This is a genomic window from Streptomyces sp. NPDC046915, assembly GCF_040644935.1.
In the GTDB taxonomy this organism is placed as follows: Bacteria; Actinomycetota; Actinomycetes; order Streptomycetales; family Streptomycetaceae; genus Streptomyces.
Genome location: NZ_JBEYXB010000003.1, coordinates 637921 through 652282, shown reverse-complemented (window position 1 = coordinate 652282; position 14362 = coordinate 637921). Strand labels below are relative to the sequence as shown.

The 14362-nt window shown below is 69.8% G+C and carries 11 protein-coding genes and 4 tRNA genes; 9 read left to right on the top strand and 6 right to left on the bottom strand.

Annotated elements, in window-relative coordinates; translation table 11 throughout:
* The 3 genes from ABZ915_RS11205 to ABZ915_RS11195 all read right to left on the bottom strand — a co-directional run.
* Positions 1-1860: DEAD/DEAH box helicase (locus ABZ915_RS11205; RefSeq protein ID WP_361799318.1), on the bottom strand; the 1860-nt coding region annotated here is incomplete at its 3' end.
* A 254-nt stretch (positions 1861-2114) separates the two neighbouring features.
* Complete coding sequence (locus ABZ915_RS11200; protein ID WP_361799315.1) at positions 2115-2633, bottom strand: hypothetical protein; 519 nt, start codon at positions 2631-2633, stop codon at positions 2115-2117.
* 129 nt (positions 2634-2762) lie between these two features.
* On the bottom strand, positions 2763-3113 hold the full coding sequence (locus tag ABZ915_RS11195) for a metallopeptidase family protein (RefSeq protein ID WP_361799312.1): 351 nt from the start codon (positions 3111-3113) through the stop codon (positions 2763-2765).
* A gap of 83 nt (positions 3114-3196) precedes the next feature.
* Between ABZ915_RS11195 and ABZ915_RS11190 the strand changes: the two genes are divergently transcribed.
* The 4 genes from ABZ915_RS11190 to ABZ915_RS11175 all read left to right on the top strand — a co-directional run bounded on the left by ABZ915_RS11190 (position 3197) and on the right by ABZ915_RS11175 (position 5190).
* A complete protein-coding gene (locus ABZ915_RS11190) occupies positions 3197-4822 on the top strand; it encodes a metallophosphoesterase (RefSeq protein WP_361799309.1) in 1626 nt (541 codons plus the stop codon).
* Positions 4823-4902: 80 nt separating this feature from the next.
* Positions 4903-4975: transfer RNA gene (locus ABZ915_RS11185), tRNA-Glu, on the top strand.
* Positions 4976-5012: 37 nt separating this feature from the next.
* Positions 5013-5087 (top strand) — tRNA-Asp (locus ABZ915_RS11180).
* A 29-nt stretch (positions 5088-5116) separates the two neighbouring features.
* Positions 5117-5190, top strand: a tRNA-Phe gene (locus tag ABZ915_RS11175).
* Positions 5191-5250: 60 nt separating this feature from the next.
* On the opposite strand, the gene ABZ915_RS11170 is transcribed toward ABZ915_RS11175, so the two are convergent.
* The gene (locus ABZ915_RS11170) at positions 5251-6186 is read right to left on the bottom strand and encodes a CorA family divalent cation transporter (RefSeq protein WP_361799306.1); all 936 of its coding nucleotides are present in this window, start codon (positions 6184-6186) and stop codon (positions 5251-5253) included.
* A gap of 130 nt (positions 6187-6316) precedes the next feature.
* On the opposite strand from ABZ915_RS11170, the gene ABZ915_RS11165 reads away from it, so the two are divergent.
* From ABZ915_RS11165 to ABZ915_RS11145, 5 genes are all read left to right on the top strand, one after another.
* The gene (locus ABZ915_RS11165) at positions 6317-6517 is read left to right on the top strand and encodes a DivIVA domain-containing protein (RefSeq protein WP_361799303.1); all 201 of its coding nucleotides are present in this window, start codon (positions 6317-6319) and stop codon (positions 6515-6517) included.
* 78 nt (positions 6518-6595) lie between these two features.
* Positions 6596-6910, top strand: a complete 315-nt coding sequence (locus ABZ915_RS11160) for a hypothetical protein (RefSeq protein ID WP_361799300.1) — start codon at positions 6596-6598, stop codon at positions 6908-6910.
* Positions 6911-7372: 462 nt separating this feature from the next.
* Positions 7373-11326, top strand: coding sequence for an ATP-dependent RNA helicase HrpA (hrpA, locus tag ABZ915_RS11155; RefSeq protein ID WP_361799297.1), 3954 nt, complete (start codon positions 7373-7375; stop codon positions 11324-11326).
* 94 nt (positions 11327-11420) lie between these two features.
* Positions 11421-11495: transfer RNA gene (locus ABZ915_RS11150), tRNA-Asp, on the top strand.
* Positions 11496-11903: 408 nt separating this feature from the next.
* Complete coding sequence (locus ABZ915_RS11145; RefSeq protein ID WP_361799294.1) at positions 11904-12095, top strand: DUF6274 family protein; 192 nt, start codon at positions 11904-11906, stop codon at positions 12093-12095.
* A gap of 409 nt (positions 12096-12504) precedes the next feature.
* Here the strand turns inward: ABZ915_RS11145 and bldC are convergent, their stop codons facing one another.
* Together bldC and ABZ915_RS11135 are read right to left on the bottom strand one after the other, a co-directional pair.
* Positions 12505-12711 (bottom strand): developmental transcriptional regulator BldC, encoded by a 207-nt coding sequence (gene bldC, locus ABZ915_RS11140; RefSeq protein WP_003949541.1) that lies wholly within the window; start codon positions 12709-12711, stop codon positions 12505-12507.
* Between the two features lie 539 nt (positions 12712-13250).
* Positions 13251-14111: a hypothetical protein gene (locus ABZ915_RS11135; RefSeq protein ID WP_361799291.1), complete on the bottom strand. Its 861-nt coding sequence runs from the start codon at positions 14109-14111 to the stop codon at positions 13251-13253.
* Positions 14112-14362: the final 251 nt, after the last annotated feature.

Genomic DNA, 14362 nt, shown 5'->3' with positions numbered 1-14362 from the left:
CTCGAAGGAACGCCCACCACGGTCGTCACGACGGAAGCCACCACGGTCACCGTCGCGACGGTCGTCCCGGCGGAAACCACCGCGGTCGTTGTCACGGCGCTCAAAACCACGGTCGTTGTCACGACGCTCGAAGGAACGCCCACCACGGTCGTCACGACGGAAGCCACCACGGTCACCGTCGCGACGGTCGTCCCGGCGGAAACCACCGCGGTCGTTGTCACGACGCTCAAAACCACGGTCGTTGTCACGACGCTCGAAGGAACGCCCACCACGGTCGTCACGACGGAAACCGCCACGGTCACCGTCCCGGCGCTCACGACGCTCGTACGACGACGAACCCGCCGTACGCTCCTCGCGCTCGGCCCGGTCGACGTCCGGCGCGGCCGGCTGCTCCGGGACCGCGGCCTCGGCGACGGCCTGTGCCTCGGCCTGCGCCTCGGCGACCGCCGCCTCCGGGTCCTCGCCCCGCTCACGGGCGACCCTGGCGACCAGCCGGTCGGCCTCCTCGCGGAGCTCGGCGGCGCGGCGCTGGGCGCGCTCCAGCTGCTTGGTGAGCTGGGAGACCTCGCGCTCGGCCTGCTGGGCGGCGTTGCCCGCGGACTCGGCCTGGACCTCGGTCATGGAACGGGCGCCGGTGATCTCGGCGACCTCCGGGTCGAAGGCGGCACCGCCCTGGATGATGTGGCGCCCGGCGTCGACGCCGGCGTCCTCCATGAGGCGGAAGATCTGGCGCCGCTGGTGCGGGAGGGAGAGGGAGACGACCGTACCGGTGCGGCCCGCGCGGGCGGTGCGGCCGGCCCGGTGCAGGTAGTCCTTGTGGTCGCCCGCCGGGTCGACGTTCAGGACCAGGTCGATGCCGTCGACGTGGATGCCGCGGGCGGCGACGTCGGTGGCGACCAGGACGTTGACGTAGCCGTCCTTGAAGTCGGCCAGCGTGCGGGTACGGGCGCCCTGGGTCATGCCGCCGTGCAGCGCGTCCGCCTTCACGCCCGCGTCGCGCAGCTGCTCGGCGACGCGGTCGGCGCCGAGCTGGGTGCGGACGAAGATGATGGTGCGGCCCTTGCGGGAGGCGATCGCGGCCGTGACCGGCGCCTTGTCCTTGGGCTTCACGATCAGGATGTGGTGGGACATCGTCGTGACCGCGCCCTGGGCGGCGTCGACCTCGTGCGAGACCGGGTCGACCAGGTAGCGCTTGACCAGCGTGGAGATCTCGTTCTCCATCGTCGCGGAGAACAGCATGCGCTGGCCGCCGGCCGGGACCTGGTCGAGGAGTTCGGTGACCTCGGGCAGGAAGCCCAGGTCGGACATCTGGTCGGCCTCGTCGAGGACCGCGATCCGCACGTCCTCCAGGGAGCAGGCGCCGCGGTTGATGATGTCGCGGAGGCGGCCCGGGGTGGCGACCAGGATGTCGACGCCCCTCTCCAGGGCGTAGATCTGGTTGCCCATCGACGTACCGCCGCAGACGACCTTCATCTTCAGGCCGAGGACGTCGCCGTACGGCTGGAGCGCGTCGGCGACCTGCATGGCGAGCTCACGGGTGGGCGTGAGGATGACGGCCCGCGGCTTGTGCTTCTCGGTGCGGCCGCCGGCCAGCGTGGCCAGGGTCGGCAGACCGAAGGAGAGGGTCTTGCCGGAGCCGGTGCGGCCGCGGCCGAGGATGTCCTTGCCGACCAGGGCGTCCGGAATGGTCGCGGCCTGGATCGGGAAGGGGACGGTCACGCCGTTCTGCGCGAGCTTGCGAACGACGCCTTCGGGGAGACCGAGGTCGGCGAAGGTGACCTCGGGCGTGCTGGTCTCGTCGTTGGTCTCGGCCTCGGTGTTCTCGGGCACGACGACGTGATCAGTACTGGAAATGGACATGCGAATGCGAAACCTTCCGGAGTCTCGTCGGCACGCGCCCGTCAACTCCGTGAGTCGCATGATGACCGCCTCTATGCGGTCCGCCACGGCAAGGGAGAGTACGCGCCACACGGCGCGCTCTGCAGTGGCGCCGGGCAAATGGGATCAAACGATCTACCACCATACGCACCCTCCACCCCTGAAGGCAAACCGAGCCCGGTAGACGTACGTCACACACGGGGAGTACGTCACACGGCCCGGCACCCGGAGGCTCCCTACACCGGCGACCCGGCCACCGGCGCCGGCTCCCGCTGGGCCAGCTGCGGCCCCGTCTCCTCGTGCGCCGACGAGGACGGCTCGGCGGTCGGCGGCTCACTGGACGCGGGTGGCGGTGGCGGAGGCGGCGGCGGCGTGGGCGTCGGCTCGGGGGTGTGCGTGGGGGTGGGCTGGGCCTTGGTCGGCGCCGGGTCGCCCGGCTTCTCGGTCCTGCCCGGCTCGGTCGGCGCGGTCGCGGGAGCGCTGCTCTTCGCCGACGGCGTGGCCGAGGCGGAGGCCGACTTCCCCGGCTTGGGCTTCGCGCCGTGCCCGTGCTTGCCGTCGGCCGCCTCGCCGCCGTATCCCCCGCCGCGCCCCGACACCACCGTCAGGCCGTCGGGCGCGTCGCCGCCCCGCTGCCCCGCCGAGTGGGACGGTCTGGCCGGGCCGGCGTCGTCGCCCACATTCACACAGCCGGAGGTGGCGGCGAGGGCCATCGCCGTGGCGGCCAGACGGACGGGTACGGGCAAGGGGCGCACGGCGGCCACCTCCGATGGCGGAGTGAAGGAGTCAACCTGCCCAACTCCCGCCGCCCACAAGAGGACACGCGACCCGCCGGAAAGGGGCCTGCGACGAACGAGGCCGGCGACGAAAGGGGCGGCGACGACTCAGCCGTAGCCGAGCGTGTGCAGCCGCTCGTCGTCGATCCCGAAGTGGTGCGCGATCTCGTGCACCACGGTCACCTCGGTTTCCGCGACGACGTCCTCCCGCGTCTCGCACATCCGCAGCGTCGGCCCCCGGTAGACGGTGATCCGGTCCGGCAGCACGCCCGCGTACCACTCGCCGCGGTCGGTCAGCGGGGTCCCTTCGTACAGCCCGAGCAGCTCGGGATCGTCGGTGGGCGGTTCGTCCTCGACGAACACCGCGACGTTGTCCATCAGCCGCGTCAGCTCCGGCGGGATCCGGTCGAGCGCCTCGGCGACCAGTTCCTCGAACTCCTCGCGCGTCATCTCCAGCACAGGGCCATTGTCCGGTACGACACCGTCGTACGAGAGTCGCGGACCGCCGCATACCCATGCCGGAACCCGGGCATACGGCACCAATGGCCCGCGTCCCCGTCGCAGCCCTGGACCGCATGCTGAACCGGACCAAGAACCGCATCCGCCGTACCGGGAAACCCCGCACCCGGAACGCCCGCCCCCGGAAGGGCACCCGCGCCCTGCCCGCGCTCGAACTCGCCGCCCGGCCGCACCCCTGGGTCCGCGCCCTCGGGCTGACGGGTGTCGTGCTGGTCGGCGCCTGGCTGGGGCTGCTGATCGTGGGCGACGTACGGGCCCCGGTCGGCCCGATGAACACGACGATGACGTTGCGCCCGTCCCTGACCGGCGGCACCAAGATCAACGTCGCGCCGCTCGGCGCGCTCTCGCTCGACAGCCACATCGCGCCGGTCCGCCTCGACGTCAGCGTCGACCAGCTCGACCCGGTCCGCTCCCAGGCGCTGGTCGACCACCCCGAACGCATCGCCGGCCTCCAGGACGAGATCGCCCGGGACGTCGAGCACGGCACCGTCGACCTGGCCGTACGCTCCTGCGTCGCCGTGGTCTCCGGCGCGACGGCGCTCGGCCTCGCGGTCTACCGCCGCCCGCGCCGCGCCCTGGCGGCCGGCGGACTCGCGTTCACCCTCCTCGCGGCGTCCGGCGCGACGGCGTACGCCACCTGGAACCCCGAGTCGGTCCTGGAGCCGCGCTTCTCCGGCCTGCTGTCCTCCGCGCCCTCACTGGTCGGCAACGCGCGCAGCATCGTGACGGAGTTCGACGTCTACCAGAAGGAGCTGGCCCGCCTGGTGACGAACGTGACGAAGCTGTACGACGTCACCTCCACGCTGCCGGCCTACCAGCCGGACCCCAGCACCATCCGGGTGCTGCACGTGTCGGACATCCACCTCAACCCGGCGAGCTGGAAGATCATCACTTCGCTGGTGGCGGAGTACAAGGCGAACGTGATCGTGGACACCGGGGACACCATGGACCACGGCACGGCGGCCGAGAACGGCTTCCTGGACCCGATCGCCGACCTGGGCGTGCCGTACGTGTGGGTGCGCGGCAACCACGACTCGCGGGTCACCCAGAAGTACCTGGGGCGGATGAAGAACGTGCACATCCTCGACGACGGCAAGGCGGAGTCGGTGGCCGGCCTGCGTTTCGCGGGCATGGGCGATCCGCAGTTCACCCCCGACCGCTCGGGCCACCTCAGCGACGACGAGGAGCGGCTGGCGGGCGACCGGCTGGCCTCCGCCCTGCGCGACCAGCGGACGGCGGGGACCCCGGTGGACGTCGCCATGATCCACGAGCCCTCCGCGGCGCGGGAGACGGACGGCGAGGTGCCCCTGGTGCTGGCCGGGCATCTCCACCACGAGGGCGACGAGATCATGAAGCACGGCACCCGGCTGCGTATCGAGGGCTCCACGGGCGGCAGCGGGCTGCGCGCCGTCGAGCACAAGTACCCGGCTCCGATCGAGGCGTCGATCCTCTACTTCGACCGGGACACCCGTCGCCTCCAGGCCTGGGACGCGATCAAGCTGGGTGGCCTGGGCCTGACGACGGCCGAGGTCAGCCGCCACCTCCCGGAGGACAACCAGCCGGGCGCGACCCCGAGCCCGACGAATCCGACGCCCTCGTCGTCCACCTCGTCAACCCCGCCGTCCACTCCCTCGTCCGTGTCGCCGTAAACCGTTTTGGCGATACCCCTCGCCATCCCATATGCTTCTCACGTCCCCGACGCGCTGAGAAGCGCCCAGGCGGGCCGATAGCCCTCATCGTCTAGCGGCCTAGGACGCCGCCCTTTCAAGGCGGTAGCACGGGTTCGAATCCCGTTGGGGGCACGCAATACCGTGTGCGACACTGTTGTACACAACGCTTGGTCCTGTGGAGCAGTTTGGAGTGCTCGCCACCCTGTCAAGGTGGAGGCCGCGGGTTCAAATCCCGTCAGGACCGCTGGGGTTTTGTTTCACGTGAAACCCCGTGGCTGGGTAGCTCAGTTGGTACGAGCGATCGCCTGAAAAGCGATAGGTCGCCGGTTCGACCCCGGCCCCAGCCACAACCGCCCTACCAGGGCAAACGGCCTCACCGGAGATCATCCGGTGGGGCCGTTCTCGTGTCATGAGTCCTCGGGACCGTCGTCGCGCAGCTTGCGCCAGAGGCGGGTGCGGTGGAGTACGTAGAGGGCGACGAACAGGACGGTCGCCTGAAGCCCCACGGCGAGCAGCCAGAAGACGGCCCTGCTCTCCAACTCGTCGGTCATGTAGGTGAAGTTCATGCCGAAGAACCCGGTGAGGAACGACAGCGGCAGGAAGATCACCGACACGATGGCCAGCCGGTTGATCACGCCGTTCTGCTCGCCGGACACGAGGGTGGAGTAACTGAGGAAGGCCCGCCGGGAGGCGTCCTGGAGGGATTCGATGTCCCTCAGCACCAGCCTCGAGCTGTGCTGGAAGGCACGAGCCAGCCGCCGCCGCTCCTCAGGGAAATGGGGGTTCATCATCCTGCGCGTGAAGACCTCGTCCGTCACCTGTAGGTAGGGGAGGAGCGTGTGGTGCAGCAGGGCCGAGCGGCGTCGTAGCAGTGCCAGCCGGTAGATCTGCTGGGGGTTCCGTCGCTGGAACATCTCGTCCTCGAGCTCCTCCACCTCCAGCAGGGCGTCCACGGCCGACCGGCGAAAGGACTCCAGGGCCTCCTGGAGGAGCAGGAACAGCGTGGCCACGGTGTCCGGGGGCCTCTCGCGCGGCAGCCGGGCCGCCACACCGCGCATCAGGCCGATCGGTCCTCGGTGAACCGTGATCAGGTACCGCTCGGTGACGAAGGCATGGACATGAGTGACCTGGTCGTCCTCGACCACGGGTACGACGAATCCGGCGCTGTCCCCGAAGAACTCGGCCCGCGCGGCTTCGCCCTCCGTACCGAACCACGCCAGGTCCACGTCCTCCAGACCGAGCAGGCGGGCCACCGGGGTCTCGTCGGGCCGGGCCGGCTCGGGCAGTTCGATGTCGACGAACAGGAAACGGGATGCCGCGAGACGCTCTCGTGCCTCGGACACGTGCGTTTGAGTGACGGTCCCTTCCGGCATCGACATCACCGATACGATCATCGTCCCTCACTGTGGGTACGGGTTGCGGCACTCTCCAGCCTGCGCAGGTGAGGGTGCCCACGCATACGGACGGACTCGTTTGGGGGACGCTTTGCAGGGGTTCGACATCGCTCGGCGTGGTTACGACCGGGACCAGGTCGACGCGTATCTGGCGCTGCTGACGGCCGGCGCGGGACCCGACGTGCCGCCGCCCGCCTTCGACATCGTGCGGCGGGGGTACGACCGGGCGCAGGTCGACGCACGGGTGGCGGAGCTACGGGGCACGGGGCCGGTCTTCTGACCGTACGGTCGCTTGGCAGCGGGGCCGACCGGCGCTACGTTCTGGCCGATCGACCGTGATTTCTGGGGGCGGGGGACGATGAGCCGGGACGAGGCGAAAGCCATTCGGGACGCCGAGCTGGAGAAGGACCGGGCGCGGTACGGGCTGCTCGCGGTGATCGTGAGCAACCTCGCGATCGCCGGGGTCGCGATCTTCGGGGTGTGGCGGCTCGACGGGGACAAGGCGGTGATCGTCGGCGTGCTGACGTCCGCGTTCACCGCGGTGAGCAGCATGACCACGGCCTACCTGGGGATCAAGGCCATCTCCAACACGGCGAGGTCGATCGCCCTGGGCGACGGCGCCCGCCGCGAGCCTCCGGCGGCGGCGACGCCCCAGACCCAGCGAAGCGAGTAGAAAGCTGCCCGGGGTAGCCCCCGGGGCGAGGGTCACGCAACCCGGCGCAACGGGGTGCCGCTGCGCCCACCCGTGCCGCCCTGCGGCACGATTGCCCGCAGCCAGGCCGACTACGTCGCTCCGGCGCCGACGGCGGTCAACCCCCGCGGGGCCACCCACACCCAACCCCAAAAGCCGCACGCAACACACACACCCGACCCGGACGACCGCCCCGCAGCCACCGACGGCCGTCAACCCCCGCAGCGACCACCCGCACCCGACGACGAGAGTCGCACGCAACACACACCCCCCGGCCCAGACGACCGCCCCCGCAGCCACCGACGGCCGTCAACCCCCGCAGCGACCACCCGCACCCGACGACGAGAGTTGTACGGGTGGGCGGGTGGGTGAGAACCCCCTGCCGAACCGCCGGAGGCAAATCGTTAGCCAGGAATTTCGGCGAGGTGAGATCCTGGACCCCGTATGTCTACGCACCCCGCCTCCGCCCTCGGCACCCTCGCCCCCCGCCTGACCGAGCTGTCGCTGCGCGACGCGCACCGGCTCGGGCGCAGGCTCGAGGGCGCGCGCAAGATCCGTAAGCCGGAGGCCCGCGCCGCCGTCCTCGCCGAGATCGAGGCGGAGGTCGGCAAGGCCGAGGCCCGGATGGACGAGCGGCGCGCCGGCGTGCCCGCCGTCTCCTACCCCGAACAGCTGCCGGTCAGCCAGAAGAAGGACGAGATCGCGGCCGCCATCCGCGATCACCAGGTCGTCATCGTCGCCGGTGAGACCGGTTCCGGTAAGACCACCCAGATCCCGAAGATCTGTCTCGAGCTCGGGCGCGGTGTGCGCGGCATGATCGGGCACACCCAGCCCAGGAGGATCGCCGCCCGGACCGTCGCCGAGCGCGTCGCCGAGGAGATGGACACGCCCCTCGGTGAGGCCGTCGGCTGGAAGGTGCGCTTCACCGACCAGGTGAACCCGGACGCGACCTTCATCAAGCTGATGACGGACGGCATCCTGCTCGCCGAGATCCAGACCGACCGCGAGCTGCGCGCCTACGACACGATCATCATCGACGAGGCCCACGAGCGGTCCCTGAACATCGACTTCCTGCTCGGCTACCTCGCCCAGCTGCTGCCCAGGCGGCCGGACCTCAAGGTCGTCATCACCTCCGCCACCATCGACCCCGAGCGCTTCTCCCGGCATTTCGGCGACGCGCCGATCGTCGAGGTCAGCGGCCGGACGTACCCGGTGGAGGTGCGCTACCGGCCCCTCCTGGAAGAGGACTCGGACGACGCCGACCGCGACCAGATCACCGCGATCACCGACGCCGTCGAGGAGCTGATGGCGGAGGGGAAGGGGGACATCCTCGTCTTCCTCTCGGGAGAGCGCGAGATCAGGGACACCGCCGACGCGCTGGAGAGAAAGAAGTACAGGTTCACGGAGGTACTCCCCCTCTACGCCCGCCTCTCCCACGCGGAGCAGCACCGCGTCTTCCAACAGCACACCGGTCGCAGGATCGTGCTCGCGACCAACGTGGCGGAGACGTCCCTGACCGTCCCCGGCATCAAGTACGTCATCGACCCCGGCTTCGCCCGGATCAGCCGCTACAGCCATCGCACGAAGGTGCAGCGGCTGCCCATCGAGCCGGTCTCGCAGGCCAGCGCCAACCAGCGCAAGGGCCGCTGCGGGCGTACGTCCGACGGTATCTGCATCCGCCTCTACACCGAGGACGACTTCGTCTCCCGCCCGGAGTTCACGGACGCGGAGATCCTCCGTACGAACCTGGCCTCCGTCATCCTCCAGATGACCGCGGCCGGCCTCGGCGACATCGAGAAGTTCCCCTTCATCGACCCGCCGGACCACCGCAACATCCGCGACGGCGTGCAGTTGCTCCAGGAGCTGCACGCACTGGACCCGGCCCAGAAGGACCCGCGCAAGCGCCTGACGGACACCGGCCGCAAGCTCGCCCAGCTGCCCGTCGACCCGCGTCTGGCGCGCATGGTGCTGGAGGCGGAGCGGAACGGCTGTGTCCGCGAGGTCATGGTGATCGCCGCCGCGCTGTCCATCCAGGACCCGCGCGAACGCCCCGCCGACAAGCAGACCCAGTCCGACCAGCAGCACGCCCGCTTCAAGGACGAGACCAGCGATTTCCTCGCCTACCTCAACCTCTGGCGGTACATCCGCGAGCAGCAGAAGGAGCGGGGTTCGTCGTCCTTCCGCCGGATGTGCAAGCAGGAGTACCTGAACTTCCTGCGCATCCGGGAGTGGCAGGACATCTACATGCAGCTGCGCACGGTCGCCAAGCAGATGGGCATCCACCTCAACGACCAGGACGCCCCGGACGACCGCATCCACGTCTCGCTCCTCGCCGGTTTGCTTTCGCACATCGGCATGAAGGACGTGAAGGACGGCGCGAAGAACGAGTATCTGGGCGCGCGCAGCGCCAAGTTCGCGATTTTCCCGGGCTCGGCGCTGTTCAAGAAGACGCCCCGGTTCGTCATGTCCGCCGAGCTGGTGGAGACCTCCCGGCTCTGGGCCCGGGTCAACGCGAAGATCGAACCCGAGTGGGTCGAACCGCTCGCCGGCCACCTGCTGAAGCGGACGTACAGCGAGCCGCACTGGGAGAAGGACCAGGCGGCCGTGATGGCGTACGAGAAGGTCACGCTGTACGGCGTGCCGATCGTCGCCGACCGGAAGGTCAACTACGGCCGTATCGACCCGGAGGTCAGCCGCGAGCTGTTCATCCGGAACGCGCTGGTCGAGGGCGACTGGCGGACGCACCACAAGTTCTTCGCCGACAACCGCCGGCTCCTCAGCGAGGTCGAGGAGCTGGAGCACCGGGCGCGGCGCCGGGACATCGTGGTCGACGACGAGACGCTGTTCGACTTCTACGACCAGCGGGTGCCGGAACACGCCGTGTCCGGTGCCCACTTCGACTCGTGGTGGAAGCGGAAGCGGCAGGAGCAGCCGGACTTCCTGGACTTCGAGCGGGAGATGCTCATCCGGGAGTCGGCGGAGGCGGTCACGAAGGCCGACTATCCGGACTCCTGGCGCCAGGGCCCGCTGAAGTTCCGCGTCACGTACCAGTTCGAGCCGGGCGCGGACGCCGACGGCGTCACGGTCCACGTCCCCCTCCAGGTCCTGAACCAGGTCACGGACGAGAGCTTCGACTGGCAGATCCCGGGGCTGCGGGAGGAGCTGGTGACGGAGCTGATCCGTTCCCTGCCCAAGCCGATCCGCCGCCACTACGTGCCCGCGCCGAACTACGCGAAGGCCTTCCTGGAGAAGGCGGCCCCGCTCGCCGAGCCCCTCACCACGACCATGGCGCGTGAGCTGAGGCTCATGGTCGGCGTGCCCTTCGAGGCCGCCGACTTCGACTGGGCGAGGATCCCCGACCACCTGAGGATCACCTTCCGGATCGTCGACGAGCGGCGGCGGAAGCTGGCGGAGGACAAGGACCTGGAGTCGCTGAAGCTGCGCCTGAAGCCGAAGGCGAGGCAGGCCATCTCGCAGGCCGCGGCGGCCACCGCGTCCCGCCAGGGCGGGGAGTCCCTGGAGCGCGAGGGCCTCACCGACTGGACCATCGGCACGCTCAGCCGGGTCTTCGAGACCCGCCGGGCCGGGCAGCCGGTGAAGGCGTACCCGGCGCTGGTGGACGACGGACCGACGGCGAACACCGTCTCGGTCCGTCTCTTCGACACGGAGGCGGAGCAGGCCGAGGCGATGTGGAAGGGCACCCGCCGCCTCATCCTGCGCAACATCCCGGTGAATCCGGCGAAGTTCGCGTCCGAGAAGCTGACGAACGCCCAGAAGCTGGGGCTGTCCGCGAACCCCCACGGTTCGATCCAGGCGCTGTTCGACGACTGCGCGATGGCGGCGGCGGACAAGCTGATCGGGGACTTCGGGGGGCCGGCGTGGGACGAGGAGTCGTACCGCAAGCTCTACGACAAGGTGCGCGCGGAGATCGTCGACACGACCGTGCGGACCGTGGGCCAGGTGCAGCAGGTGCTGGCCGCCTGGCAGGCCTGTGAGCGGCGCCTGAAGTCCGTGCGCAGCCCCGTGCTGCTGGCGAACCTGACGGACGTACGCAAGCAGCTGGACGCCCTCGTGAAGCCCGGCTTCGTGACCTGGGCGGGCATACGGCGCCTCCCCGACCTCATGCGGTACCTGGTGGCCGCGGACCGGCGGCTCCAGCAGATGCCGACGAACGTCCAGCGGGACACCACGCGCATGCAGAAGGTCCACGAGATGCAGGACGAGTACGCCTGGCTCCTGGAACAGCTCCCGGGGGGCCGCCCCGTCCCCTCCTCCGTCCTGGACATCCGCTGGATGATCGAGGAGCTCCGGGTCAGCTACTTCGCCCACGCGCTGGGCACGGCGTACCCCGTCTCGGACAAGCGGATCGTGAAGGCGATCGACGCGGCTGTCCCGTAATCGCCCGCGTACGGTGGGTGAGTTCGACCAGGACCCTCACCCTCCTGTACAGTCTCTTCTCGCAGCGCAACGCACGAAAAGCGCCGCGAAACCTGGTCCTGTGGAGCAGTTTGGAGTGCTCGCCACCCTGTCAAGGTGGAGGCCGCGGGTTCAAATCCCGTCAGGACCGCAATCATGAGAGAGGCCCGCATCCCGCGAGGGACGCGGGCCTCTCTCATGTCCGAGCACGCCAGCGCCTCTCGGCGCCGGTCCGCATGATCCAGCCCGTCCGGCGTTCGAGGACGAGGCCGTTCAGGCCGAAGCGGGGGTCTGGGGGCGGCAGCCCCCAGGAGGCGGCCACACGACCGCCCGCACCGGTCAGCGCCGGCCCAGTCGAACCAACCGGCCGAAAACCCCGGCGGAGCCAGGGCGGCAGCCCCCGGGACGCGGCCACACGACCGCCCTCACCGGTCAGCGCCGGCCCGGCGCAGCCACACCGCGGAACCGGCGGAGCCACGCGGCGGTCTTGACGGCGTCACATTCCACCGGTACCCAGAAAACAGCGCTCGGTTCCCCCGAGCGGCCCCGGAGGTGGCGTATGGCGGCATCGGCCAGGCACGAGACGCGGGCGCTGCTCAGGGCGCATCTGTCGGCCGCCACGTCCTACCGGCACCTCACCCGCCGCTGCCCGATCTGCCACCGCTTGCAGCGCCTGGCACTGGACTCCGCCCCGCCCGGCGCACAGGCCCCGGACGAGGCCGCCGAGGACGAAAACCCGTCCAGGGCTTGACTGTTAGCGCACATACGCCAGCGGCAACAAGCGTTCTGGCATGTGACGGGTGTCACCGCATGAGTTTCCGGAACCGAGGTATTTACACACCTCCTACAACTGGTCAATTTAATATGTGCAATTGCACCAGCTCGGGAGCTCACCCACAGCGGATCCGACACCGCCCCCCAGAGTCCGACAAGCCCGCTCACAGGGACCCCGCACGCACCCGGTTCGGCGCACAAAAAAGATCGCGCTGGACTCGGCGGAGTCCAGCGCGATCTACGACGCACCCTGTGTCGCTCGCCTAGGAAGTTCTGTTCGGCTTGGGAGAGGGGCCTGTTGGGGCAGGTCCCGCGTCGCTTGGAGCTAGGGTTTCGGGTGCTTCGGCCGATTGGGGGACCTGCCGCACCACCCGGTATTCAGTTGTTCAGGCCTCGCTGCGCTGCTGCGGGATGCCCGCGAGCAGCGCGCGGACCTCTGCCTCGCGGTAGCGGCGGTGCCCGCCGAGCGTACGGATCGACGTGAGCTTGCCGGCCTTCGCCCACCGCGTGACCGTCTTGGGGTCGACGCGGAACATGGTGGCGACCTCAGCCGGGGTCAGCAGCGGCTCGGCATCAGGGGTGCGAGCGGTCATGAGCGGCCTCCTCGGGAGAACCGAACCTTCTCGGTTCTTTCCTCTAAATTCTGCACCTTGACCCGCGTTGCCCGAAATGGCGGACGCGAGTCGAGTCGGTTATAGGACGAACGGCTTGTCCTCGGCACTACAACTACACCATCTGTCCAGCCGCGTCGGCCAAACCGATGGAATTGCCCTCCCAGGTGTTCATCAGCGACGGAAGCCGATGGACCATGCCATAGCGGACAGTCACGCCACTGTGACGATCAGTCACAGGACGATCAGGAGTCACGAGACCCCCCAAAGCGTGCAATGCTGAGATTCCCCCCACAATCAAGCACAAGTGGACGGATGGAGCCCTCCCCGGACTCCTTGTCCTATTTTGGCATGAGGGGGGGCAAGTGGCGCAAGAGCGGTGTACGTGCAGTCCATCACCCTTGTGTCACCCTCGGCGCAATAGACCGGATCGAGACCAACGTCCCGTCAGGTCACCAAGGTGGCGTTACCGTACGCTGTTCGACGCGGTATGGGCCGTGACGTACGTCACTTACGCCTCGTCAGTTCGCGGAACGCCTGTCCCGAACCGACCGCCAGCGCTCCACGAGCCGCCCGTACGCCTCCCCGGCGGCGGCCCCGTCCCCGCGGCGCAGCGCGTCGATGCCCTCGGCCACGTCGGCCGCCGAGTGGTCGCCCTCCAGCTCGCCGGCGGGCAGCACGTGCACCAGGCCGCCGTAGTCCAGCTCCACCAGCGAGCGCGGGTGGAACTCCTCCAGCCAACGGCCCACGTCCACCAGGCCGTCGATCAGCGGCCCCTCCTCGATGGCGTCCTTCAGCGCGCGCAGCCCGCGCGCCACCCGCCGCCGGGCCTGGACCATGGGTGTGCGGTAGCGCAGCACGGGCGGCTCGGCGCCGGCCGCCCCGGCGTCCCCGGTGCCCTTGACGTACTCCCGCTCCTCGTCGGAGACCAGGACGAACCAGTTGATCGGCACCTGCCAGGTCGCGGTGCGGATCCAGGGGCGGGCGTCGGGGTTGCGGGCGAGCCAGCGCTCGTAGTCCCGGCCGGCCTGCTGGCGTACGAGCGGGGGCAGCACCGCGTCCAGGACCGGCGGCGGCAGCTCCTCGGCCAGATCGCCGAGCGCCTGCCAGCCGCGCAGCCGGGTCCGCCAGGGGCAGACGCAGACCACGCCGTCGACGTCGAGGACGAAGGCGTCGCCGCTCTCCTGCACCGGCACCGGGACCGGCGGGGTGGGCAGCAGGTCGGCCAGGGAGCGACGGAGTTCGTCCTGGTAGGAGGGGCGGTCGGGACGCCGGGCGTACCGCGTCCAGTGGCTGCGCTCCGGCTCGGGGAAGGCGGCCAGCGGTTCGTACACGCGCAGGTACGTGGCGTAGGGGACGATCACCGAGGACACCTTGGGCACGCCTGCTCCCTCCCCACCGGATTCGGCTCGAAACCCTCGCGGGACGGGCACGGGATCCGCACGAGACGGGCTCGACGCGGACGGGAAACACTGCAAATCGTGCCACGCCGATACGTGCGCGGAAGGCGTCGGAGAGTGATCCTGAACACTGCACGGATGGTGTGCGGGCACAGGCTCTACGCTCATGCCACAGCACCCGCCACCCGCACGGGAGCTTGGTCTCGGAACCACCGCCGCTACTCGCTTCAGGA

Bases quoted from the DNA above. Each gene is read 5' to 3' on its own strand.
- ABZ915_RS11190 (WP_361799309.1), top strand. From the start codon at position 3,197: ATGGCCCGCGTCCCCGTCGCAGCCCTGGACCGCATGCTGAACCGGACC.
- ABZ915_RS11160 (WP_361799300.1), top strand. From the start codon at position 6,596: ATGAGCCGGGACGAGGCGAAAGCCATTCGGGACGCCGAGCTGGAGAAG.
- hrpA (WP_361799297.1), top strand. From the start codon at position 7,373: ATGTCTACGCACCCCGCCTCCGCCCTCGGCACCCTCGCCCCCCGCCTG.
- ABZ915_RS11145 (WP_361799294.1), top strand. From the start codon at position 11,904: ATGGCGGCATCGGCCAGGCACGAGACGCGGGCGCTGCTCAGGGCGCAT.
- bldC (WP_003949541.1), bottom strand. From the start codon at position 12,711: ATGACCGCTCGCACCCCTGATGCCGAGCCGCTGCTGACCCCGGCTGAG.